The 23,279-nt window shown below is 65.6% G+C and carries 16 protein-coding genes; 11 read left to right on the top strand and 5 right to left on the bottom strand.

The genetic code is table 11. The features are described 5' to 3' along the window. The first annotated feature begins 71 nt into the window (after positions 1-71). The 6 genes from HMPREF1478_RS02120 to HMPREF1478_RS02095 all read left to right on the top strand — a co-directional run bounded on the left by HMPREF1478_RS02120 (position 72) and on the right by HMPREF1478_RS02095 (position 7,662). Entirely contained in the window at positions 72-755 is a 684-nt protein-coding gene (locus tag HMPREF1478_RS02120) for a hypothetical protein (protein ID WP_016460431.1), read from the top strand. A gap of 87 nt (positions 756-842) precedes the next feature. Further along, positions 843-2,264, top strand: a complete 1,422-nt coding sequence (locus tag HMPREF1478_RS02115) for a DUF418 domain-containing protein (protein ID WP_016460430.1) — start codon at positions 843-845, stop codon at positions 2,262-2,264. A 344-nt stretch (positions 2,265-2,608) separates the two neighbouring features. Continuing rightward, positions 2,609-3,271 carry a type III secretion system chaperone family protein gene (locus HMPREF1478_RS02110; protein WP_016460429.1) on the top strand — a complete coding sequence of 221 codons (663 nt, stop codon included), beginning with the start codon at positions 2,609-2,611 and terminating at the stop codon, positions 3,269-3,271. Positions 3,272-3,391: 120 nt separating this feature from the next. Continuing rightward, positions 3,392-6,004: an ATP-dependent chaperone ClpB gene (gene clpB, locus HMPREF1478_RS02105; RefSeq protein ID WP_016460428.1), complete on the top strand. Its 2,613-nt coding sequence runs from the start codon at positions 3,392-3,394 to the stop codon at positions 6,002-6,004. A gap of 75 nt (positions 6,005-6,079) precedes the next feature. After that, a complete protein-coding gene (locus HMPREF1478_RS02100; RefSeq protein WP_016460427.1) occupies positions 6,080-6,862 on the top strand; it encodes a TetR/AcrR family transcriptional regulator in 783 nt (260 codons plus the stop codon). Beyond that, complete coding sequence (locus HMPREF1478_RS02095; protein ID WP_016460426.1) at positions 6,859-7,662, top strand: serine hydrolase domain-containing protein; 804 nt, start codon at positions 6,859-6,861, stop codon at positions 7,660-7,662. Before HMPREF1478_RS02100 ends, HMPREF1478_RS02095 begins: the two co-directional genes overlap by 4 nt. Positions 7,663-7,737: 75 nt before the next feature. Here HMPREF1478_RS02095 and HMPREF1478_RS02090 read toward each other — a convergent pair whose 3' ends face one another. Then, positions 7,738-8,553, bottom strand: coding sequence for an exodeoxyribonuclease III (locus tag HMPREF1478_RS02090; RefSeq protein ID WP_016460425.1), 816 nt, complete (start codon positions 8,551-8,553; stop codon positions 7,738-7,740). Positions 8,554-8,692: 139 nt separating this feature from the next. Here HMPREF1478_RS02090 and HMPREF1478_RS02085 point away from each other — a divergent pair, with 139 nt between their 5' ends. Beyond that, positions 8,693-11,671: a choice-of-anchor M domain-containing protein gene (locus HMPREF1478_RS02085; protein ID WP_034474820.1), complete on the top strand. Its 2,979-nt coding sequence runs from the start codon at positions 8,693-8,695 to the stop codon at positions 11,669-11,671. Between the two features lie 81 nt (positions 11,672-11,752). After that, entirely contained in the window at positions 11,753-12,541 is a 789-nt protein-coding gene (locus tag HMPREF1478_RS02080) for an SDR family NAD(P)-dependent oxidoreductase (protein WP_016460423.1), read from the top strand. Positions 12,542-12,618: 77 nt separating this feature from the next. On the opposite strand, the gene pyrE is transcribed toward HMPREF1478_RS02080, so the two are convergent. Beyond that, complete coding sequence (gene pyrE / locus HMPREF1478_RS02075) at positions 12,619-13,188, bottom strand: orotate phosphoribosyltransferase (protein ID WP_016460422.1); 570 nt, start codon at positions 13,186-13,188, stop codon at positions 12,619-12,621. A gap of 26 nt (positions 13,189-13,214) precedes the next feature. Further along, positions 13,215-14,036 (bottom strand): HAD-IIA family hydrolase, encoded by an 822-nt coding sequence (locus tag HMPREF1478_RS02070; RefSeq protein WP_016460421.1) that lies wholly within the window; start codon positions 14,034-14,036, stop codon positions 13,215-13,217. Here HMPREF1478_RS02070 and HMPREF1478_RS02065 point away from each other — a divergent pair. The 3 genes from HMPREF1478_RS02065 (at position 14,035) to fbaA (ending at position 19,181) form a co-directional block, all read left to right on the top strand. Next, positions 14,035-14,763, top strand: coding sequence for a TrmH family RNA methyltransferase (locus HMPREF1478_RS02065; protein ID WP_034474818.1), 729 nt, complete (start codon positions 14,035-14,037; stop codon positions 14,761-14,763). The genes HMPREF1478_RS02070 and HMPREF1478_RS02065 overlap by 2 nt on opposite strands. Before the next feature lie 218 nt (positions 14,764-14,981). Continuing rightward, positions 14,982-18,008 carry a family 20 glycosylhydrolase gene (locus HMPREF1478_RS02060; RefSeq protein WP_016460419.1) on the top strand — a complete coding sequence of 1,009 codons (3,027 nt, stop codon included), beginning with the start codon at positions 14,982-14,984 and terminating at the stop codon, positions 18,006-18,008. A 147-nt stretch (positions 18,009-18,155) separates the two neighbouring features. Further along, the gene (gene fbaA, locus HMPREF1478_RS02055) at positions 18,156-19,181 is read left to right on the top strand and encodes a class II fructose-bisphosphate aldolase (RefSeq protein ID WP_016460418.1); all 1,026 of its coding nucleotides are present in this window, start codon (positions 18,156-18,158) and stop codon (positions 19,179-19,181) included. 1,478 nt (positions 19,182-20,659) lie between these two features. Here the strand turns inward: fbaA and HMPREF1478_RS10675 are convergent. Together HMPREF1478_RS10675 and HMPREF1478_RS02045 are read right to left on the bottom strand one after the other, a co-directional pair. Then, a complete protein-coding gene (locus HMPREF1478_RS10675) occupies positions 20,660-21,082 on the bottom strand; it encodes a hypothetical protein (protein ID WP_016460416.1) in 423 nt (140 codons plus the stop codon). A gap of 581 nt (positions 21,083-21,663) precedes the next feature. Next, entirely contained in the window at positions 21,664-23,130 is a 1,467-nt protein-coding gene (locus HMPREF1478_RS02045; RefSeq protein WP_016460415.1) for a flotillin family protein, read from the bottom strand. Positions 23,131-23,279: the final 149 nt, after the last annotated feature.

Genomic DNA, 23,279 nt, shown 5'->3' with positions numbered 1-23,279 from the left:
TGCGGGAACGCCCGCGCTGAGCCCCCGCGTTGCTATGCTGACACAAACGAATTCCTAGGAAGGCTTTCCTCATGTCGAACCCCAGGCCTTACGGAGTCCCCGGCGAGCAGGGCACCCCCTGGCCGCAGTACGGACAAGATGGTGCGAACGGCGCGATGCCCGCCCAGGGCGCCTATCCGGGTACCGGTTACAGCGGTCCCGCGGTCATGCCCACCATGAAATTGCCCAGTCGAGCCCCCGGCACGATTATGATCGTCGTCGGCCTGCTCATGATGCTCATCGTCGCCCCGGTCATCTTCGCTGTGGTCGCTTTCTCAGGCCTCAACACGGAGACGCCCGAGAATGTTAACGCCGTCAGCATCACCAATGGCGGGACCGTCGAGGTTGGTGCCAACGGGCAGTACACGATCCTCCTCGGCGAGGCTGAGGCAACGTCGTGCACGATGACGGACACGGACGGCGACGTGTACGACATGCACACGTTTGCTGGGGTCAACAACTACTACACGGCCACGGATCTGCCCGCGGGTACCTACCGCATCGACTGTGAGGGTCTGCCCGCGGGAGCCGACATTGCGGGCATGGATGTCAGTGCTGGTGACATCACGAAGTCCAGCACGAACGGCCTCATCTGGTCCACGGTCGTCGGTGTCAGCGGCACGATCATCATGATCATCGGCATCGTGCTCGTGGTGAAAGCTAACGGCAGGCGCCGAGAGATTCAACAGCAGGCGATGATGTCGGCCATCGGCTGAGAGCACTCCGTACGCGAGGGGCGAGGCCCCGGAGGATCTCCGGCCTCGCCCCTTTGCTGCATCGACACCACCTCGAGTAAGGACGCCATGCACACCCTGTCTTTCACGGGCGCACGCCAGGTGCGTTTCCCCGCCCCCGATGTCGCGCGAGGCTTCATGCTCGCGCTCATCGCGCTGGCAAATGTGCCCTTCTGGCTGCGCTATTTCCCGGATGCGCCGCAGGTGGGCGAGGCGGCGCTGGCGGCCATGAACGACGCCGATCAGTGGTGGTACCTGGTGCGAACCCTGTTTGTGGACCGTCGCGCGTATCCGCTGTTTTCGATTCTGTTCGGCTTTGGTATGGCGATCATGGCCTCGCGCACGATCGAGCGTGAGCGCCGCTTCGCGATGGACGCGATTCCCCCCGAGCTGAGCGCCGGGTGGAACACCGTCCAGTGCGAGAACGTCCGGGATTCCGTCGAGCGGCGAGCGCGCCGCGCGGCCTCACGCCTGATTCGCCGCCGCGGCTGGTGGATGCTGGCCTTCGGCCTGGTGCATGGAATCGTCTTCGCGGGCGACATTATTGGCGCGTACGGTCTCGTGGCGGTCATTTTTGCCGAGGTGATTGTCATGCGGCGGCCGTGGCTGCGCGTGCTGGTCGGCGCGATCATCGCCTCCTTGAGCATGCTCGGGATTTGGTCGATGGCGGCGATGGTGGGGCGCGAGCCGATGGTGCTGGAGAGCCATGGACCCGTCGCGTTGGACGCGTCGTATCTGCTGGTCTCGCTCGCCTCCTGGCTTATCGCGACGCCGATGACTGTCCTGACGGCGCTCGTCGTCCCCTGCGTGATGATCGGCGTGGGTGTTGCTCGCTGGGGGCTGCTGCAGGATCCGCGTGGGCGCGGGCCGCTCCTGGTTGGCATCGCGCTTGTGGGCCTGGGGATCGGAGCGCTCGGGGCCGTTCCCTTCGCCCTTATGCAGCTGGACTGGGCATTTGTCGGGTCGGCTGCCTGGTCGTATCCGCTCTTTCATGCCTCGGGTGTTGCGGGAGCCTGCGGGTGGCTGGCGCTTCTCGCGCTCGTGGGAGGTGGCCCACGCGAGAGTCTCGGCTCGGTATGCGCGTTCTTGAGTGCGATCGGTCGCCGTTCGATGACCGCCTACCTGTCGCAGACGCTGCTCTTTATTGTTATGTTCGGCGTGCTTGGCGCGTTCGGCGTTCGTGTGCTGGGGGTTGCGGTTTCGGGGCTTCTTGCACTGGGGGTCTGGGCGCTGATTGGCTTCGGCTGTGTGATTGCCGAGGTCGGGGGAACCTCTCGTGGTCCCGCGGAGTGGGCGCTGCGTTGGCTGGTTGCCAAGACGGCGAGGCCTTTGCCGCTGCCCACCTTGCCGCTCGCATTCCCAGCCGCCTCGGTCGGTTCGGGGGCGGCAATACCGGGACCGTCCTTGTCAATGCCGCCGGTTTCTGGCGCTGGGCCCCGCGGGATTTCGCAGGATTCACCGGGGTCCACCAATGCAAATTGCCCTATTTAGTAGAAAGGTTTGTGTTCTGCAAGAGCTAATCGTAAATGTGATCAAGCATACAAACTAAAAATAGTTGCCTCGGGCCCCCCGGATGAGCTGCGACGATGGTGACGCACCGTCTTGAAGGTGGCGTTCAGCGGTGGCGTAAAAGCCTTGGGGGCATTGGTTTTTCGCGGTTTCTACGCTACTGTGAAAGCACCAAGACACGTGCTGGTAACACGATGAGGTGAGCGGAGGAGGCGCCAATGGGAAAGCATATGTGGACCATCGTTAGGGGCGGTCGACGCGCTCTCGCCCCGTCGGTAGCGACGCAGTGGCGCGTCAATGAATATCGGCACGAATAGGGGAACATCATGGGCTGGCTTTGGCGGGCGGATGCCGACGGAGGAACCGACGGTGAGGAGACGCCTCGCCGCCGCGATCTGCCGGACGATACCGCCTCTGATATGGAACAATGGGGAGGTAGCAAAGCAGCACCTCCGGAAGGAATTGTCACGGGTAATTCGGAGTTTGAAGCGAATCGTTTCGATATGGTTCGCCCCATCACGCAGGAGCGCTTGGGCCTCCTATTTGACTCTGAGGGGTGGACTTGGCGTATCGATAACGATGGGGATCTCTGTGGTTTGTGGGAGGGACACCTATTCTGCTTCCGCTTCCTTGGCGACTCGCGCGAGGTGCTGTCGATCGTCGCGTTCATGAAGAGTCTCGTTCCCATCGAATTTGGCGAGGATCTACGCGACTTCCTGCAGGCCTGGCACGGCGAGTTCCTGTGGCCGAAGGCGTACGTCGCTGACCAGGATGAGGGTGACCGTGTTGTCGCCGAGGTGAATGCTGACTATGAGTATGGTGCGACGGATGCGCAGCTCGTTCAGCAGGTGATGTGTGCGCTCGCGACGACGCTGCAGCTGTTCCGCGCGCTCGAGGAGCGCTACGGTCTCGAGGGAGACGAGGGGTCCGGTCCAGCTGGTGGGCATCAGCGCGGCTTTGGTGGTCCCACCTGGCTTCCGGAGAACTGACTCACATCCTCCAGAAATTTGAAGTTGAGTGGAATAGACTCAACTTCGGCTTCGTTGTGTCTGTCAGAAGGCGTCGAGTGACTCGGCGCCACCAGACAAACCATTTGGAGGAGTAATTTCATGGCACGTGAAATGACAACAAAGGCGCAGGAGGCCGTCTCCTCTGCGCTCGCGGCTGCTGGTGCGGCCGGAAACCCGCAGGTGGAGCCCATCCACCTGCTCGAAGCTCTCATTGAGCAGCGCGAAGGTATTGCGCTGTCTCTTCTCGAGGCTGTTGGCGCCGATGTGCGCGCGATTGGTGCGCGCACCCGCAACGCCCTCGTGGCTCTCCCGAGCGCGCAGGGCGCCTCCACGGGGAGTGCTCAACCCTCGAACGCGCTGCTCGCGATCGTTCGCGACGCTGGCGAGCGCGCCGAGGCCGGCGGTGACCAGTACATTTCGACCGAGCACCTGCTCATCGCTCTGGCCGCCTCGCAGACCGAGGCCGGTCGAATCCTCACCCAGGGTGGAGCCAGTGCCGACGCTCTCACGCAGGCGCTCGCGCAGCTGCGCCCCGACCCGATTACCTCGGCCGACCCCGAGGGATCCTTCGAGGCCCTGTCCAAGTACGGCCGCGACCTCACGGAGGTTGCCCGCGAAGGCAAGCTCGACCCGGTCATCGGGCGAGATAACGAGATTCGTCGCGTCATCCAGGTCCTGTCTCGTCGTACCAAGAACAACCCTGTTCTGATCGGTGAGCCCGGCGTTGGTAAGACGGCCGTCGTCGAAGGCCTCGCCCAGCGCATCGTCGCCGGCGATGTCCCGGAATCCCTGCGCGACAAGCGCCTGGTCTCCCTCGACGTGTCGTCGATGGTTGCTGGCGCGAAGTATCGCGGTGAGTTCGAGGAGCGCCTGAAGGCCGTCCTCGCTGAGATTCAGCGTTCCGACGGTCAGATCATCACCTTCATCGATGAGCTGCACACGGTCGTCGGTGCGGGAGGCGGCTCCGAGGGCGCAATGGACGCGGGCAACATGCTCAAGCCCATGCTCGCCCGCGGTGAGCTGCGCATGGTCGGCGCGACCACGCTCGACGAGTACCGCGAGAACATCGAGAAGGACCCCGCGCTGGAGCGTCGCTTCCAGCAGGTGTTCGTCGGTGAGCCCTCGGTCGAGGATACCGTCGCCATCCTGCGTGGCATCGCCCCGAAGTACGAGGCGCACCACAAGGTGACCATCTCCGACGGTGCTCTTGTCGCCGCGGCCACCCTGTCGAACCGCTACATCACGGGTCGACAGCTGCCCGACAAGGCCATCGACCTGATCGACGAGGCCGCGTCTCGCCTGCGCATGGAGCTCGACTCCTCGCCGGTCGAGATCGACGAGCTGCGCCGTAGTGTGGATCGCCTTCGTATGGAGGAGTCCTACCTGACCGAGTCCGATCCGGAGGGCCTCGACGAGGCCACCCAGGATCGCCTGAGCAAGCTGCGCGCCGACCTGGCGGATCGCGAGGAGACGCTGCGTGCGCTCACTGCCCGTTGGGAGGCCGAAAAGGCCGGTCACAACCGCGTCGGTGACCTGCGTGTTCAGCTCGATACGCTGCGCACTCAGCTGGATCTGGCCGTGCGCGAGGGTCGCTGGGAAGAGGCTGGTCGCCTCCAGAACGGCGAGATCCCCGCGGTTGAGCGCCAGATTGCCGAGGCGGAAGCTCAGGCTGAAGCTCAGGATGCTCGCGGTGATGAAGAGCCGATGATCGCTGAGAAGGTTGGCCCCGCAGAAATCGCCGAGGTGATCGAAGCGTGGACCGGAATTCCGACGGGTAAGCTCCTGCAAACTGAGACCGACAAGCTCCTGCACATGGAGGACGAGCTCGGAAAGCGCCTCATTGGTCAGAAAGATGCCGTGCGAGCGGTGTCTGATGCGGTCCGTCGCTCCCGCGCGGGCCTGTCTGACCCGAACCGTCCGACCGGTTCGTTCCTGTTCCTCGGCCCGACGGGCGTGGGTAAGACCGAGCTGGCCAAGGCGCTCGCGGAGTTCCTCTTCGATGACGAGCGCGCCATGGTGCGCATTGACATGTCGGAATACTCCGAGAAGCACTCGGTTGCACGCCTCGTCGGTGCCCCTCCGGGGTACGTGGGCTACGAGCAGGGCGGTCAGTTGACCGAGGCTGTGCGTCGTCGTCCGTATTCTGTCGTCCTTTTGGACGAAGTTGAGAAGGCCGATCCTGAGATTTTCGACATTCTTCTGCAGGTGTTGGATGACGGACGTCTCACGGACGGGCAGGGGCGGACGGTGGACTTCCGTAACACCATCCTGATCCTGACGTCGAACCTCGGTTCGCAGTTCCTGTCGGACCCTGACTTGACACCCGAAGGAAAGCGGGAGTCTGTCATGTCTGTTGTTCGCTCGGCGTTCCGTCCGGAGTTCCTCAATAGGCTGGATGAGACGGTCATGTTTGACGCGCTTACCCGCGAAAATCTGGGCGAGATCGTCGATTTGCTGGTCGCGTCGCTCGAGTCTCGTCTCCGCGAGCGTCGCATCGGTTTGACAGTAACCGAACCGGCCCGCGGATGGCTCGCTCGCGTGGGCTATGACCCGGCATTCGGTGCCCGTCCGCTGCGTCGCCTGATTCAGCGCGAGATCGGTGATCGACTGGCTGTTCTGCTGCTCGGTGGAGACGTTCAAGATGGTCAGAATGTGACAGTTGACATTAACGACTCCATCGACGGGCTTGTCATGAATGTTGATAAACCCTGAGATTGCGCGGTACACTGACTACCAGTGTGTATTTCGGACGCGCGGTATGTGGCGTCTGCAACAGCAGGAGATGATATGACAACCCAGAGGAAGGCCCGTGGCGCCTACTCCGTAGGACAGGCGACGCGTGAATCCATCCTCTCGGCAGCGATGGTTCTGATCGCAGAGCGAGGCTACAACGGCTTTTCTCTGCGCGACCTCGGCCGTCGAGTCGGTATTTCGCACCCCGCCGTCGTCTATCACTTCCCCTCAAAGGAAGCGATCCTGCGCAGTGCGATCCAGCGTCACGAGGAGATGAACGCTCTCTTCGACGTCACCATTAATGAAGAATCGGAAGGTGGCTTCGACGAGGGCGGCATCACCGCCGGCTCGTTTGTTGACTGGGCGGTCGGAGAGATGCGCTTCGCCATGAAGCCCGGCGCTGACGCGGCCATCGCTCTGGACTGTGTCCTGTGGGCCGAGTCGTCTTCTGAGACGCACCCGGCGCACGCCCACTACAAGTACCGCACGCAGCAGATGGAGGAAGCCCTCACTGCGATGATCCAGAACTTCGTCGAGGAGGAGGGTGCCGACATCGGTACCACGCCTCGTACCCTGGCGAAGATCCTCATCCGCTACTGGTACGGCTCGGTCGTCTCGGCTCGTTACAACGATGAGCCGATTGACGCTCGCGAGTTCGTCGCGGACTTCCTGGCCGTGTGCGTGCAGCTCCTGCACCTGCCCGCGCACTACGTCCTCAAGCTCGGCGCTTCGGTGCCCGAGGAAGTTGCTGAGGTCTACGCTCGCACACTGCGTAAGATCAGTGAAAAGACCACCGCGGCCGCCGAGGTTGGTGCGGCCCCGGAGGCCACCGCGTGATCGGCACACTGCCGTCTTTCGATGTCGCCCTCGTCCTTCGTGTCGGGGGCGACGTCGTCTATTCGCACGGCGACGTTGATCGCGAGTTCCCGCTCGCGTCGGTGACGAAGCCGATCGTCGCGTGGTCCGTGCTGGTCGCGGTTGATCGTGGCCTCGTCTCGCTTGATGATCCTGCGGGTCCCGAGGGGGCGACGGTTCGTCATCTCCTGGCCCATGCCTCGGGCCTGCCCTTTGAGGGGCGGCGCCCCGTTGCCGCGCCCGAGAAGCGCCGCATCTACTCGAACGAGGGTTTCGACATTCTCGGCGAGGTGATCGAGGCGGCCACCGGCGTCGGCGTCTGCGAGTGGGTGCGCCGCACGGTCTTCGAGCCGCTTCGCATGACGACGGCGGATATTCCCGGCAGTCCCGCCCATGCCGGTGTTGCGAGTGCGGCGGATGTCAGCCTCTTTGGCGCCGAGCTTGCCCGCCCGACGCTCGTGAGTGGCCCCTTGGCGGCTCTCGCGGGGCTCTCGCAGTTCCCCGCGCTCGCCGGTGTCGTACCCGGCTACGGGCGCTTCACTCCCTGTCCGTGGGGTCTCGGCCTCGAGATTCGCGGCGAGAAGTCCCCGCACTGGACTGCCCCCGACGCCTCCCCGCGCACGATCGGGCACTTCGGGCAGTCCGGCTCCTTCGTGTGGGCGGACCGTGACCTGGGCGCCAGTGCGGCCTTTGTCGGCGCGGAGCCTTTTGGACCCTGGCACCATGACAACTGGTCGGCGCTTAACTCCGAGCTGCTGCGCCTCGCGCGCGAGCACGCGTAATCGATACGGAACGAGGCCTGGGCGTGTGCCCAGGCCTCGACGTGTGTCGGCGGCGCCGGGGCCTCGTCGCCTCGCTTAGTTGACGTCGACGATGACGGGCACGTGGTCCGAGGCGCCCTTTCCCTTGCGCTCGTCGCGGTCGATCTGCGCGCCACTGACACGCGCGGCCAGCGCTGGCGAGCAGTATGCGAAGTCGATGCGCATGCCCTCGTTCTTGGGGAAGCGCAGCTTCTGGTAGTCCCAGTAGGTGTAGTTCGTGACGCGGTCTCGCGTGACCTCGACCCAGCCGTCCGCGGCGAAGGCGGCGAAGGCCTCGCGCTCGGGGGCCGACACGTGCGTGGCGCCCTCGAAGGCGCGCATGTCCCACACGTCCTCGTCCAGGGGCGCGACGTTCCAGTCGCCGACGAGGGCGATGCGGGCCGCGGGATCCTCCAGCCAGCCGCGCCCCTGCTCGGCGAGGTTTGCCAGCCACTGGAGCTTATAGGTGTAGTGCGCGTGGGTGAGTTCGCGGCCGTTGGGCACGTACAGGCTCCAGATCGTCATCGACGAGGCCTGCCCGTCCTCGGCGGGAAGGATGCCGGTCGTGTCGACGGTGACGCCGAGTGCGCGGGCTTCGACGACGGGCTGCTCACCGAAGGTGGGCTGGGTGGGGAAGTGGTCACGAACCTCGAGAATTGGCAGGCGCGAGGCCACGGCGACGCCGTTCCACTGGTTGAGACCGTGGATTGCGACGTGGTAGCCCGCTTCCTCGAACGGTTCGATGGGGAACTGGTCGGGGCGGCACTTGATTTCCTGCATGGCGAGCACATCTGTGTCAGAGCGTTGAAGGAAGGCGATGACGCGGTCGACGCGCGTGCGGATGGAGTTGACGTTCCAGGTCGCAAATCTCATGGGGTTGAGCCTATCGGTGGGTCGGGGGAGCGGCTGCGTGAAACGCGCGTGAAACATGCGCGATGGGTGTGAGTTGTGTGTGAGCCTATTTAGAGTGATAATGATTCTCACCTACAACATAGCTAGAAAAGGCACCCGAATGTCACACCTGCGACGCATCAGCACCGCTGCGCTCGCCCTCTTCCTGGCATTAACCCCCGCCGCCGCGTGGGCTGGACCCGACCAGGACAAGGAATGGATCGTCACCGGACAACACGTCGATGCACCCATCCCCGTCTGGCACGACGACACCAACAGCTTCTCGCTCAACACCATCAACATGCCGATGGAAAAGACCGCGCTGTGGATCCCGAAGGCCTGGACCGGCACCGGCGAGAAAGACGAGGCGAAGTCGCAGCTCGTCGTTCCCGCGAAGCGTCCCGACCTGGCCTTCCTCGGGGCCGAGGGAACCGTCCTGAACGCCGCGCCCCAGAACCCTGGCCCCGGTAACACGCCCATCTGGGCGGGCCTCGGCGCGGGCGAGATCGGCGACACTGACAAATTCGAAGGCGAGACCTACACGCTCGACCTCATCAGCGTCGACGGTCCAGGCCGCATGGAGATGTTCATCGACAATGGCGACAGCGTCAACCGCTTCCTCTCCAGCCATGACACCGCGTACCGCAGCGTCTACAACCCGCGCCACACGCACCTGTACACGACCTTCACGCAGCCCGGCCGCTACGTTGCGAACTACAAGATGACCGCGCGCAGCGCCGACGGCACCGCTATCTACTCCTCGCCGATCACCCCGCTGGTCTGGCAGGTCGGCGGCGCGAACCCCGCCGACGGAACCATCAAGGACATCGAAGCCGCCTACAACTCCGCGCGCGCGGAACGCACCGACGGCAACGCAGCCACCCCGACGCTGACCGTCTCTCATCACGCCGAGCGCGAGCACCCCGGCGACAACCACCTGACCGACATCACGCTCGACACGGGCGTCGCCACCGATACGGGGCGCGCATGGATCACCGTCAACGGCTACTTCCTCACCGAGGCCGCCGTTGAGGGAGGCCGCGCGACCGTTTCCGAGCTGCTCGGCGCCGACGCCGCGGCCGTGCAGGCCGTCTACATCCCCGGCGACTCCGCCTCGGCGCGTTGGATCTCGCAGACCGTCCAGTACTCCCAGAAGGACACCGAGCCCGTCACCGTCGGCGCCGCCGACACGATCCTCGGCCCCTCCAACCCGGATCCGGCCCCCGTGTGGAACCCCGACCGCCTGCCGATCTCCTCGCGCCGCGTCGACGTCTCCTACGACCTCATCCCCGGCACGACCGACCAGTACACGGCCACCGTGCGCGCGAACGACCCGACCCTGCGCGCCACCTACAAGATCGAGTTCTTCGAGTCCAAGTACGATTTCAGTCCCTGGTGCTCCATGGAGGGCACGCTCGGTGCGGGCGGCATGGACACGAAGCCGCAGGACCTCGGCGTGTGCCAGTCCGACCCGATGTACATGCGCGTGACCCTGCGCCCCCACCCGCTCTCCGACGCGGTCATGACCGTCGCGGATGCCTCCGACGTCACCGTCGGCTCCCACGTCGGCCTCACCGCCATGCTGAAGATGCGTGACGGCGTCGCCGCCCCCGACGAGCCGGAACCCGCTCCGAACCCGACGCCCGCACCTGCTCCTGCGCCCGACAACGGCGGAAACGATGCAGCCCCGGCCCCGGCCTCGTCCCTGCTGAACAATCCCGTGGAGATTGCGCGCGGGCACCTGGACGTGCGCCTGACCCAGGCCAGCGGCGAGGGTGGCCTCACCTACGGCCTCGCCGTCAAGGACGACTCCCTGACCAACGCGCGCACCTCCGTGCTGCGCACCGTCGGCTCCACGACCCTCGCGGTCGCCCCCAATGCGCGCTTCGTGCGCCCCGCATCCCTGTCGGATCCGAGCTACGACGTGCTCGGCCCGGTGGGAACAGCCACGTACGTGCTGCCGGAGACTCAGAACAGCGACATCGTGTGGCCCGGCCTGTCCACCGAAGGTATCGACTACGCGGCGCTGCCCGACGGCGCCGACCTGACCCTGCACCTCGCGCAGGCTCCCGAGGGCGCGCGAGTCGCCTTCTTCCAAGGAGGCACCTTCGGCGCGGGCGCGAAGGTCCACTTCGACTCGAGTAAGGGCGACGGCGTCGTCCACACGACCGAAGCGACGCACATGCACGGCAACTGGGTCTTCAGCACGCCGGGCACCTACCGCATCGAGGTCGGCGCGCGCAGCGGCGAGCGCAGCCTCGTCGAGCCCCAGTCTTTCACCGTGATCGTCCGATCCGGACACCGCAATGAGCAGCCCGCGCCGGTCGAGGAAGAGCCTGTTCCGACGCCGTCGCCCGGACCTGCGCCCACGCCGGAGCCGACCCCGGCACCGTCTCCCAGCGTTGATCCCACACCCGCGCCGAGCGCGGACCCCGCTCCGGCGCCGAGCGTCGACCCTGCGCCTGCACCGGCTCCCGCACCGACGGCGGACCCGGCGCCCGCTCCGACCGGGGACCCGGCACCCGCTCCGGCCCCCAGCGTCGACCCTGCGCCTGCACCGGCTCCCGCACCGACCGCGGACCCCGCGCCGAGCGCTCAGCCTGTGCCCGCACCTGCGCCGAGCGCGGACCCGGCACCGATGCCGCGCCCCTTCCCGGCTCCAGCCCCCTCCGGTGGCCCGGTACGAGTGCCCGCGCCGTCCAACAACGCTGGAACCCCGGCCTCGTCCGGTGGGACTCGCACGTCGGGCCCCGCATCCACGGGTGGAAGCGCCAGCGGAGCTCCCGCTGCTCGCAGTAACGGAGCGGCAAGTGGGACAACCGGTTCGGCCAGCTCGGCGCCCGTGACCGCACCGAAGGCCGCGCCCGCGCCGTCCGCAAGCCCGTCAGCCGCTCCCCAGAGTGGCGCGCAGAGCGGTGCCCAAAGCGGTGCGGCGGCGAGCCCGGAGGCTGGAACCAGCGACGCGGCCGCATCCCTGCCGGTCGCCGCGGCTGCGGATACTGGCCGCTCGGGCGGATGGAGCCCCTACTGGCTCGTCCTCCTCGTCATCCCGGCAGCCCTCGCCGGTGGCGGAGCCGGATACCTGATCCGGACCCGATGAGGTGCCCAGCCGGGGCGGGACGCGAGAGCGTTCCCGCCCCGGCTTCGTGCTGCCGAAACGATGCGGCGCTAGACTTCCCCCATGGGAACAGCGCTGGTCACCGGAGCAACCTCCGGCATTGGTGAAGAATTCTGTTGGCAGCTGGCCGCCGCGGGCCACGACCTGGTGCTGATCGCGCGCCGTGAGGATGCGCTGCGCGCGCTCGCTGACTCGCTCGCGAACGTCGCGGGCGTGCGCGCCGAGGTGATCGCCGCCGATCTGTCGACCGAGGACGGCTGCGCGCGCGTCGCCGCACGCCTGGACGTGGGAGGGCCCGCCGACCGTGACAAGCCGGACCTGGCGCCCGTCGACCTCCTCGTCAACAACGCCGGATTCGGGTTGGGAACCGCTTTCCTGGACAACAGCCTCGACAACGAAATGAACGGCCTGAACGTGATGGTTCGCGCGGTCATGACGCTGGCCCACCACGCGGGCATTTCCATGCGCTCGCGCGGCCGCGGTGCCATCCTCAACGTCGGCTCCGTCGCCTCGCGCACGGGCGCGGGTACCTACTCCGCGCACAAGGCCTGGGTCGTGGCCTTCACCGAGGGCCTCGCGGCCGAGCTCAAGGGCTCCGGCATCACCGCCACCGTCGTGTGCCCCGGCCCCGTCGACACCCCCTTCTTCGAGCGTGCGGGCGTCGACATGCGCGCGACCCCCTCGTGGCTGATGGCCAGCCCCGAACAGGTCGTCACGGAGGCCCTCGACGCCGTGCGCGCGGGACGCGTCCAGGTCACCCCGACCATCCCCTACAAGGTCGCCATGGGCGCCATGAAGCTCGCCCCGCGCTGGGTGACCGCGCGCGCCATGCGTTCCGTCCCCCACATGTGAGGGCGCGCAGACGACAACGAGGCCGGGGCCAGGTTCGCGCAGAACCCAGCCCCGGCCTCGTTAATGAGAGCGGAGAATCAGGCCAGGCCGATATCCTCCAGGCCCAGCGCGTAGAAGTACGGGAAGCCCTCGGCCTCGATGCGTTCCTTCGCGCCCGTCGCGCGGTCGACGATCACGGCGACTGCAACGACGTTCGCGCCGGCCTCGCGCAGAGCGAGAGCGGCCTCCAGCGGGGAACCACCGGTCGTGGACGTGTCCTCGAGGACGACGACGTTCTTGCCGACGACGTCCGGGCCCTCGATGCGGCGCTTCATGCCGTGGTCCTTCGCGGCCTTACGCACGACGAAAGCATCCAGGTCCAGGCCACGCGATGCGGCGGCGTGCAGCATCGCGGTGGCGACCGGGTCCGCGCCCATCGTCAGGCCGCCGACGGCCACGTACTCCTCGCCCACCGAGAAACCGGACTCCTCCAGGAGATCCAGCATGACGTGGCCGATGAGGGGAGCCGCCTCGTGGTGCAGGGTCGAACGGCGCATGTCGACGTAGAAGTCGGACTCGCGGCCCGAGGCCAGGATGACCTTCTCGTGGATGACGGACAGCTCCTGGACGAGGGCAGCCAGGCGCGCCTTGTGGGAATCGTTGGTCATGGGTGTTCCTTCCGGATCGGTGTGGGTCAGTGCGCCGCCTCGACGAGCTCAATGAGATCGCCGATGCCCTCGTGGATGCCGAAGGGGCGGAACGGGAAATTGTTGACGTCTTCGCGGGCGGTAGAGCCCGACAGAACGAGGTGGGTGCGCAGGCCGGCCTCGACGCCCGCGCGCACGTCCGTGTCCATGCGGTCGCCGACCATCGCGGCGCTCTCGGAGTGCGCGCCGATCTTGTTCAGGCCCGCGCGGATCATGACGGGGTTCGGCTTGCCGACGAAGTAGGGCTTCTTCCCGGTCGCCGCCGTGATCATCGCCGCGATGGCGCCGCACGCGGGCAGTGTGCCCTCGTCGGAGGGGCCCGACACGTCGGGGTTGGTCGCGATGAACTTCGCGCCACCCTCGATGAGGCGAATCGCGTGGGTCAGCGCATGGAAGTCGTAGGAGCGCACCTCGCCGAGCACCACGAACTCCGGATCGATCTCCGTCATGACGTAGCCCGCGGAGTGGATCGCGGTGGTCAGGCCGGCCTCGCCGATGACGTACGCGGTCGAGCCGGGGGATTGCTGGTGCAGGAACGCGGCCGTGGCGTTCGCGGAGGTCCAGATGTTCTCCTCCGGGATGTCGAGGCCCGAGTTTGCCAGGCGCGCGGACAGGTCACGGTTCGTGAACACGGAGTTGTTGGTGAGGACCAGGAAGGGGATGTTCTTCTCGCGAAGCGCGGCGAGGAACTCGTTTGCGCCCGGAAGCGCTCGATTCTCCTTCACCAGGACCCCATCCATGTCAGAGAGCCACGCGGTCACGGGCGGCAGGTCGGTCAGGGGAGTGGGTTCGTGCGTCAGGGCAGTCATGCCTCCATTCTACGGTGCCGCTAGGGTGGGATCCGTGAACGAGTTCGAAAACGGGTGTGACATCGCGCGGCAGGGGGCCTTGGTAGGTGACGAGGCCGGGGCGCAGACGAGTGCGCAGGTCGGAGTCGGTCCGTGGCCGGGTGGGGAGGCCGCCTGGCCGGCTGGGGAGCACTACGACCCTGAACTCCTGCGGATGGGGGACCGGCGCAACGTCGAAGACCGCTACCGCTACTGGAGGATGGACGCGATCCGAGCGGACATCGCCGCCCGCTCGCTGCCTTTCGAGGTGGCCGTGGAGAATCTCGATCACGACTTCAACATCGGGTCGATCGTGCGCACGGCGAATGCGATGGGTGCGCGTCGCGTGCACGTCGTGGGGCGCAAGCGGTGGAACCGTCGCGGCGCGATGGTCACCGACCGCTACCTGCCGGTGGATCACCGTCCCGAAGTGCGTGAACTCGTTGAGCATTGCTCGAAGGAAGGCTTGACACTCGTCGGCGTCGACAACGTTGAGGGGTCCGTCGCGCTCGAAGGTGCGGTGCTGCCCGAGCGCGCGTGCCTCGTCTTTGGATCCGAAGCCTCCGGTTTGAGCGAGGAGATGCTCGCAGCGTGCGAGATTGTCGTCGCTATTACTCAGCGCGGTTCGACTCGGTCCATGAACGTTGGACACGCCGCTGCGATCGTTATGTGGGCGCACGCGTCGCGCCTGGAGGCCGCTGAAAAGTAGTGAGTTTCGAGCGAAGTGTCAAACTCATTAGTGCTATTTAACGCGGCCTGGTTGCGTTTCTGCTGAACGGGCACAATTTAACCGTTTATATTGTTTTGAGGCATCGACTTTTGATAGGCTTTGTGGGCCAAAAAGTAGTCGGAATGGATACGGACTATCCGTTTTAATTCGGGCTTTGGACAGTTTGCGTGGAAGCAAACCGCTGAACAGGAGAATTAATGCCCCAGTCATCGCCAAGCCATGTGCGGGCCCCGCGAGTCGCACGCTCACGAGCGAAGGTCGCGCTGATCCTCGCCTCCGTGTGTGCGCTCGTCACCGCGGTTCTCGTCCCCCTGACCTCCCACCTGCACGCTCAGGCCGCGTCCAACGTCCCCGTGACGATCCCCTCTCTCGAGGGCTGGACCCCGGCCTCGGGCGCATGGACCCCCGCAAGCGGTCTCCAGATTGTTCGCCCTGATTCCGCCGAAGCCGCTGGCGTCAGCGCCCTGCTGAGCCGTGCCCTCACCGACGCCGGCATCACCGGCATCACCGAAGGCACCGCCACCTCTTCCTCCAACGCCGTCACCCTGACGATCGATCCTTCTCGCTCCGCCCTCGGCGATGAGGGCTACGAGCTGACCGTCGGTGCGAACGGCGCTCGGATCACTGCCGCCACCCGCGCGGGCCTCCTGTGGGGCGCCCGCACCCTCGAGCAGGCCGTCCGCTCGGGTCATGGAACCGTGCCCGCCGGTAGCATCACCGACATTCCGCGCTTCCCCGACCGCGGCGCCACCCTGTGTGCGTGCGGCACCCACATCAGCCCCGACTGGATCACCCGACAGATCGACCGCATGTCCGACCTGAAGATGAACTACCTGTCCCTCGAGCTGCGCATCAAGTCCGACAAGTACCCGGCCACCACCTCCTTCTCCTACTACACCAAGGACGAGGTCAAGGCCATCGTCGAACACGGCCGCGAAGTCGGCGTCCGCGTCGTCCCGCTCCTGAACGCCCCCGGCCACACCGGCACCATCCTCGGCAACTTCCCGCAGTACCAGGTCGCCGACGACAGTGGTAACAAGAGCGCCAACCACCTCAACTTCATCGACCCCGCAGCCCAGCAGTTCTACTTCGACCTCATCGACGAGTACATGGACGCCTTCGGATCCACCGAATGGCACATGGGCGCCGACGAGTTCTTCTTCCAGCAGGGCCCCGAGCACTATTCGAAGTACCTCGCTCAGATTCGCGCCGCCTACGGCGATCAGTCCATGACCTTCGACGCCGCCTTCAACGACTTCGTCAACAAGGTCAACGCGCACGTCAAGTCGCGTGGCGGCACGCTGCGCGTGTGGAACGACGGCATCGCCGATATTTCGCGCATCCCCATCGACAAAGACGTCATCATCGAATACTGGGGCAAGGGTGAGTCTAGCCAGGAGAACGCGAACCGCGGCCTGCCCGCCAAGACCCTCGTCGACGCCGGCTACACGCTCGTGAACGCGTCCTCCGCGCTGTACTACTACCGTGACCAGCCCTCCTCCTACGTCATGCAGGTGCAGGGCCTTGACGGCGTGTACAAAGACAAAGACTGGAACATGAACAAGTTCTACCAGAACGAGGACTACAAGGTTCCCGACGCCTCCATCCGTGGCGGCAAGGTCTCCATCTGGCAGGGAGGCAAGGCGAAGGTCACCGACCACGAGACCGAAGCCTGGATCTCCGACGGCCTGCGCTACGGCGCCCAGATGTTCTGGAACGCACAGACCCCCAAGGCTGACAGTACGGTTGATGCCTTCAAGGCGCGCATCAACGCCGTCGGCGAGCCCTCCACATACGTCGACCCCACGCGCGACACCCTCACCCCCGGCCAGTACACGATCGCACTGGCCGACGGACGAGGCCTGAGCGTGTCGGACGCCGCCCCCGCCGTGAGCACTTCCTCCGACAACTGGCAGCTCACCGCCACCCCCGACGGCTACTACCAGATCCGCTCGGTCAACGCGAACCGCTGCCTCGCCGTCTACTCCGAGGAAACGCCGAACTCCGAGACCCACGTGTCCACGAAGCCCGGCCAGCCGGCAGTCGCATACTCGTGCGCCGACATGAGCCAGGAATTCACCCCCACCTTCCAGGGCGACTACGCGACGCGTAACCCCCAGAAGTGGGTCGCCGAACCCGCCGGAGACGGCTTCCGCCTGCGCAATGCCGCGACCAATCAGTACCTGAGCGTCATCGACTCCGGCTACCTGTCCCGCCGCCCCAACGGTGGTGCGAAGACCGCTGAAGGCACCGTCGCACAGCTGCCCCTCGACGTCACCGTCGACAGCGGCTCGGTGTTCACCCTCACCTCCCAGGCCTCGTCGGCCCTCGACGTGAGCATCGAACGCGAAGGCGACGAGGCCTACCCGAAGAACGCCCTGTCCGGTATGGACCGTGCATCGCTGAACATCATCGGCGACGACAACTGGGGCGAAAGCGTCCTCAAGGTCTCCGTCACCAACAAGGGCACCACGGACGTCACCGGCATCCACCTGACCCCCGAGGTCTCCAACTCCTGGAAGCTCGCCAACGGCCCCCAGCCGATCGACCGCCTCGCCCCCGGTGAGACCCGCGTCGTGAAGTTCTGGGCGCGCCCCACCACCGAATTCGGTGAAGCGACCTTCACGGTCACCGTCTCGCACTCCGGTGAGAAGACCGTGGCCAGCCAAGGCCTGATCGGCGTGTGCGGTCCTCGCGTCAAGACCGAGGCCGTGACCGCCGACTCGACGGACTGGGCCAACGAGATGACCACCATCGCAATGGCGACCGACGGAGACCCGATGACGCACTGGCACTCCCAGTACACCCGGGCGCGCAAGGACTACCTGGACCCCACGGATCCGCTGCGCAAGTGGCCGCACTGGATCGACGTGAAGATCGGTGATGGCTCGACCGGGTACGACGTCTGCGCCGTCTCCTACACGCCGCGTCACGGCAACGGCACCAAGGCCTCGGGCCGCGCGAAGGACGTCCAGATCTACCTTGCAGGCAGCCTCGACGGCCTCAAGGGGCAGGGAGACAACAAGGACAAGCCTGAGGCGCAGGGCAACCCCGTCCTCGTCACCACCCTGGCGAACGTCCCTGGCACCGTCGACATCCCCGTCGCGGGCAACGGATCGTTCCTCCGCTTCCGTGGCACGAATGCGCAAGATGACGTCGCGAAGACCCTCACCGACGTCATGTCCGTCGCCGAACTCGGCGTCCGCGTCGGCCGCTCCAACTGACGCCTCGCCGAGGCGTTAACCGACGCATAACCGCGGGGGAGGGGTTGGAAGAAAACCATCCAAACGGGACTTCCATCCCCTCCCCGCTCGTGCAAAATGTGAGAGAATCGGACACGACAAAACTGTCACTCGATTAGGAGGCTCCAAGTGCCTATCGCAACCCCTGAGGTCTATGCAGAGATGCTGAATCGCGCACGGGACGGCAAGTTCGCCTACCCCGCGATTAACGTGACCTCGTCCCAGACCATCACCGCCGCCCTCCAGGGCTTCGCCGAGGCCGAGTCCGACGGCATCATCCAGATCTCCGTCGGCGGCGCCGAGTACGGCTCCGGCTCCACCATCAAGAACCGCGTCACCGGCTCGCTGGCCCTCGCCGCCTACGCCTACGAGGTTGCCAAGAACTACGGCATCACCGTGGCTCTGCACACCGACCACTGCGCCAAGCAGAACATCGACTCCTGGGTCCGCCCCCTCCTCGAGATCGAGGCCGGCCAGGTTGCCGACGGCAAGCTGCCCACCTTCCAGTCCCACATGTGGGACGGCTCCGCGATCCCGCTCGACGAGAACCTCGAGATCGCCAAGGAACTGCTCGCCATGTCCGTCAAGGCCAACACCATCCTCGAGATCGAGGTCGGCGCTGTTGGTGGCGAGGAAGACGGCGTCGTTGGCGAGATCAACGAGAAGCTCTACACCTCCACCGCAGACGGCATCAAGACCGTTGAGGCCCTGGGCCTCGGCGAGAACGGCCGCTACATCACCGCTCTGACCTTCGGCAACGTGCACGGCGCCTACAAGCCCGGCCACGTGAAGCTGCGTCCCGAGCTGCTTGGCACCATCCAGAAGGAGGTCGCTGAGCACTTCGGCCTCGACCACCGTCCCTTCGACCTGGTCATGCACGGCGGCTCCGGCTCCACCGCCGAGGAAATCGCCACCGCAGTCGCCAACGGCGTCATCAAGATGAACGTCGACACCGACACGCAGTACGCGTTCACCCGCCCCGTCGTGGACCACATGATGCGCAACTACGACGGCGTCCTCAAGATCGACGGCGAGGTCGGCGTGAAGAAGCAGTACGACCCGCGTACGTGGGGCAAGTCGGCCGAGGCCGGCATGGCCGCCCGCGTTGTCGAGGCCTGCCAGCGTCTGGGCTCCGACGGCACCCAGATGCGCTGAAACAATCGCTGAGAGCCGCCTAGCGGCCTGATGCGTGAGCCGCCCGGCCCCTGTGGGGCCGGGCGGCTTCGTTGTGTTTGTTGGGCCGGGCCGCTGTGTGTGCCGGTGGCGGCGGCCCGCCGCGTGGCCTGCTGCCCCGACAGATTTCCGGCCGCCGCGTGGCCTGTTGTGTTGGGCCTGGCCGCTGTGTGTGCCGGTGGGCGGCGGCCCGCCCGCGAGATCGCCACACGCGAGCCTGGCGGCTCGGAGTGGTCGATCTCGAGGCCCGCCCTGGCCCTGCCGCCACCCACCGGCACCGCGGCCTGGCCCCGCAGGCCCCGCGGCGGCCTCCAATCGGGCGGTGCTCACTGTCTGTGCGTTGTCGGCCAGGCCCCGCCACCGCCCACCGGCACCGCGGCCTGGCCCTGCTGCCGCCCACCGGCACCGCGGCCAGGCCCTGTAAGCCTCCGCAGGCCCCGCGGCGGCCTCCAATCGGGCGGTGCTCACTGTCTGTGCGTTGTCGGCCAGGCCCCGCCACCGCCCACCGGCACCGCGGCCTGGCCCTGCCGCCGCCCATCAATTTCGCATGCAATTCCCCCACGACTCTTTCAAACCTTGAATTCACAACGTTGGAATTGCAACGTTTCCGGACTTTGTTGAAACTTCACCCAATCGAATTGCATGCGACTTTTGCTTAATGCTGGCCCTGCCTTAGTCCGTCGGTACCACGGCCAGGCTTTCCGGACCTTGTCCGCTCTGCCTATCGACCAAACCGGCTGCGTACGCGGATAGGTTATTGCGATATGGATAGGTTATGAGCATGCGGATAGCTTATTAACCTATCCGCATGTCAATAACCTATCCGCATCGTCGCAACCTATCCGCGTGTGGAAGGCCCATGTGAGCAGGTGCTCGCTAGCGGGGTCCCTGTGCTTTGTGGGACTTGGATCTGGCCTCGTATAGCGTTATGGGCGTTGCGATGATCTTAAATCAGTTGGCCGTGGGGGTTTTGCACTACACGAACCCTGCTGGCGGCGCGTCGCCGGCGTGTCGGAGCCTCGTGTAGTGCAATTCCCCCGCTAGGTGGCGTCGGGGCCTCGGTCTGGAGCGTTGTTGCGGCCAAAGTGCGGACCCATTGGGTGACAAGCACCCAAAAACGACGGTTTTGGCTGAATGGGTCTGCACTTTGGCGGATTCATTGTCTGGCGTTGCTTGTTGCCCTGACAGATTTCCGGCCGCCACGTGGCCTGTTTTGTTGGGCCTGGCCGCTGTGTGTGCCGGTCGGCGGCGGCCCGCCCGTGAGATCGCCTCACGCGAGCCTGGCGGCTCGGAGTGGTCGATCTCGAAGCCCGGCCTGGCCCTCCGGACCCTCCGGCGCCCTCCACACCGGCGGCGCCTGCGATGCTGTGTGTGGTGGCGCGTCGTCTCGATGCCCCGCAGGCCCCGCGGCGGCCTCCTATCGGTCGGGGCGTGTCGTTTGTGTGTTGCCGGGCCTGGTCCTATGCGGGATTCGCGGCGCGTGCGCCGAGCATGAGGAGGCGCGCGATTGTTGCCGACAGAATGAGCGTGCCGACGCATACGTACATAAAGGGGCCGGGTGCCTCTCCGATGAGGAGTCCCTCAAGCAACCAGGTCAGCAGGAAGAGACCGAAGAAGCTCCACATGCATCGTGCTGCGCATGTCATCAGCTGCTGTAGCGACAGAGTGCGGATGCGAAGTGCGACAAACCCGAAGAAGAAAGCGAGCGGGAGGGGTATGAGCACACCGATGACTGTAAAGACAGTGCGATAGGCGAGTTGCGGATACGTGTCATAAACGTCGGCGACCAACAGGTAGGCCAGTCCTGACACACCGAGAAGAACGAGGCTACTCAGAGCGGCCCCAACCCTCACGAGGAGGGAGCTTTTCGCTACGCGTTCCATACTTAAGTATAAGTAGGTGGCTAGGTCGTGTGGAGGGTTTTGACGGCTATTTTGCTCTAGGTTCTCGCTAGGTTCGGCTGGATTCTAGTCGTGCTTGTAACGCCGGGAAGCCAGGTTGCGACACATGATGGTTTCCCACCAACGTCGCACGTAATTCCCCCGCAACTACTTAAACATGTGAAGTAGCGTCGTTGGAATTGCAACGTTTTCTAGCTATCTCAAAAAGTAACCGGATTAAATTATGTGCGACTTTTGTGGGGGAGGCGGGACGTCGATGTAATAGTGGTGAGGCGCCGATGATGGAGCGGGGCGCCGAGAGTCAGGAAAGGGCCTAGCGGCGGTGTGGGCTCCGACGGCTGGACGTCGACAATCAGGAAAGCACAGCAGCGGGGCGGGACCCCGTAGGATCCCGCCCCGCCTTCCACGCGCTATGTATCGCGAGCGACCCGTATTGCGAGCGGCCACTATCAATAGCTGCCCGCCTCGCGCATGGGCCCGCCGCGCGCATGGGCGCACCTCGGACACCGTCGCGTCACGCGGGCGCATCACGCGTGGTGACGCGCCGTGAGAATGAGCCTCGCTCACTCCTGCGCAGGCTTCGGGGAGGCTGCGTCGCGCACGCCCTCCTCGACCGCGTCGGAGATCGTGGGGGACACGAGCTTGGCGCCCACGAGAGCCGAGAACAGCTGCTGCAGGTCCAGGCCCAGCGAATCGCCCAGGCCCGCGTTGATCTGGCTGATCGACTTCGTGATGTCGCCGACCATCTGGGCGTTGTTGCCCTCGCCGTACATGGTGATCGTGTCGACCTTGGACAGCGGTTCGGCCACGGCGCGCGCCACCTCGGGCAGGGCACGGAAGTACATTTCCAGCACGGCCGCCTGGTTCATCTTGGTCATGGCCTCGGCCTTCTTCTCGAGGCCCTCGGCCTCGGCCGTCAGCTTCGCGCCGATCGCGGAGGCCTCGGCGCGGCCGCGCGCCTCGATACCCTGCGCCTCGGCGAGCATGGCCTGCTTGTCGGCGTCAGCCTTCTTGGTGCGCTCGAACGCCTCGGCCTCGGCCTGGCGCTGACGCGCGTACAGGGCCGCGTCGGCCTTCTTCTCGGCGGCGTAGCGGTCGGCGTCGGCCTTCGCGTTCACCTCTGCCTGCAGGGCCTGCTTGGTGACGACGACTTCCTTCTCCTTGATGACGGCCTGCTGCTCCTGCTTGACGATGTCGGCCTGCGCGGTCTCGCGCTCAATGTCGCGGCGCTGAATCTGCGACTGAATCTCGTAGGCGGCGTCTGCCTTTGCCTTCTCGGTGTCGGCCTCGACCTTGAGTGCGGCCTGGCGCTTGGCGAGGTCCGTCTGCTTCTGGGCGATCTCCAGCTGGGAAGCGACCTGCGCGTCGTTGGCTTCCTTCTGGGCGACGGCGGTCGCCTGCGCGACCTCCTTCTGGGCGTTCGCCTTGGCGATGGCCGCAGTCTTGCGGATCTGCTCGGTGTTGTCGATACCGAGGTTGTCGATGACGCCGTTCTGGTCGGTGACGTTCTGGATGTTGAACGCGACGATCTCGAGGCCCATCTCCTCCAGGTCCTGCTTCGCGTTTTCCTGGACACGCTCGGAGAAAGCGGCGCGGTCGGTGATGATGTCGGTCAGTCGCATCTGGCCGATGATGGCGCGCAGGTGGCCCTCCAGGGTGTCGCGCACCTCCTCGGAGATCTCGGCGGTCGTCTTGTACAGGAAGTTACGCGTCGCCGCGCGGAACAGCGTTGGGTCGTCGGTCGCGATACGGACCTTGACGGCCGCGTCGACGCGCACGTTGATGTAGTCGTTCGTGGGGACGAAGTCCGTGGTCTGGGCGTCGACGGAAATCATCGAGGCGGTCATGGTGTCCACGCGCTCCAGCAGGGGGACTTTCCAGCCCGTCTTGCCGTGGAGGACGCGCTGGCCTCGGGGGCCGGAGATCACCTTAATTTCGCCCGGCGACGCGGAGACGAAGCTCGCCCACAGGAACAGGAGGAAAAAGACAGTGGCGGCGACGGCGATCGCTGCGATGCTGAGGAGAGGCATGATAGCTGCTTTCAGGTGAGGGATGCGGCCCGCTTGTCCGTAGAGCCGCGTAACGGGTCAGGATAGCAGCGTATGACGAAGGACTCAAACCTGTCGATGGGTGACGCCTCGTGCCTCCCTCGTCTCGGCCGTTCAGAGCGCAATGCCTC

Source organism: Actinomyces sp. HPA0247 (assembly GCA_000411415.1).
GTDB lineage: Bacteria > Actinomycetota > Actinomycetes > Actinomycetales > Actinomycetaceae > Pauljensenia.
Note: the sequence above shows the minus strand (reverse complement) of the source record. Positions and strands in the feature narration are given on the sequence as shown.

Bases quoted from the DNA above. Each gene is read 5' to 3' on its own strand.
- HMPREF1478_RS10675 (WP_016460416.1), bottom strand. From the start codon at position 21,082: ATGGAACGCGTAGCGAAAAGCTCCCTCCTCGTGAGGGTTGGGGCCGCT.
- HMPREF1478_RS02115 (WP_016460430.1), top strand. From the start codon at position 843: ATGCACACCCTGTCTTTCACGGGCGCACGCCAGGTGCGTTTCCCCGCC.
- HMPREF1478_RS02110 (WP_016460429.1), top strand. From the start codon at position 2,609: ATGGGCTGGCTTTGGCGGGCGGATGCCGACGGAGGAACCGACGGTGAG.
- pyrE (WP_016460422.1), bottom strand. From the start codon at position 13,188: ATGACCAACGATTCCCACAAGGCGCGCCTGGCTGCCCTCGTCCAGGAG.
- clpB (WP_016460428.1), top strand. From the start codon at position 3,392: ATGGCACGTGAAATGACAACAAAGGCGCAGGAGGCCGTCTCCTCTGCG.
- HMPREF1478_RS02085 (WP_034474820.1), top strand. From the start codon at position 8,693: ATGTCACACCTGCGACGCATCAGCACCGCTGCGCTCGCCCTCTTCCTG.
- HMPREF1478_RS02120 (WP_016460431.1), top strand. From the start codon at position 72: ATGTCGAACCCCAGGCCTTACGGAGTCCCCGGCGAGCAGGGCACCCCC.
- HMPREF1478_RS02060 (WP_016460419.1), top strand. From the start codon at position 14,982: ATGCCCCAGTCATCGCCAAGCCATGTGCGGGCCCCGCGAGTCGCACGC.
- HMPREF1478_RS02045 (WP_016460415.1), bottom strand. From the start codon at position 23,130: ATGCCTCTCCTCAGCATCGCAGCGATCGCCGTCGCCGCCACTGTCTTT.
- HMPREF1478_RS02070 (WP_016460421.1), bottom strand. From the start codon at position 14,036: ATGACTGCCCTGACGCACGAACCCACTCCCCTGACCGACCTGCCGCCC.
- HMPREF1478_RS02065 (WP_034474818.1), top strand. From the start codon at position 14,035: ATGCCTCCATTCTACGGTGCCGCTAGGGTGGGATCCGTGAACGAGTTC.
- HMPREF1478_RS02100 (WP_016460427.1), top strand. From the start codon at position 6,080: ATGACAACCCAGAGGAAGGCCCGTGGCGCCTACTCCGTAGGACAGGCG.
- HMPREF1478_RS02090 (WP_016460425.1), bottom strand. From the start codon at position 8,553: ATGAGATTTGCGACCTGGAACGTCAACTCCATCCGCACGCGCGTCGAC.
- HMPREF1478_RS02080 (WP_016460423.1), top strand. From the start codon at position 11,753: ATGGGAACAGCGCTGGTCACCGGAGCAACCTCCGGCATTGGTGAAGAA.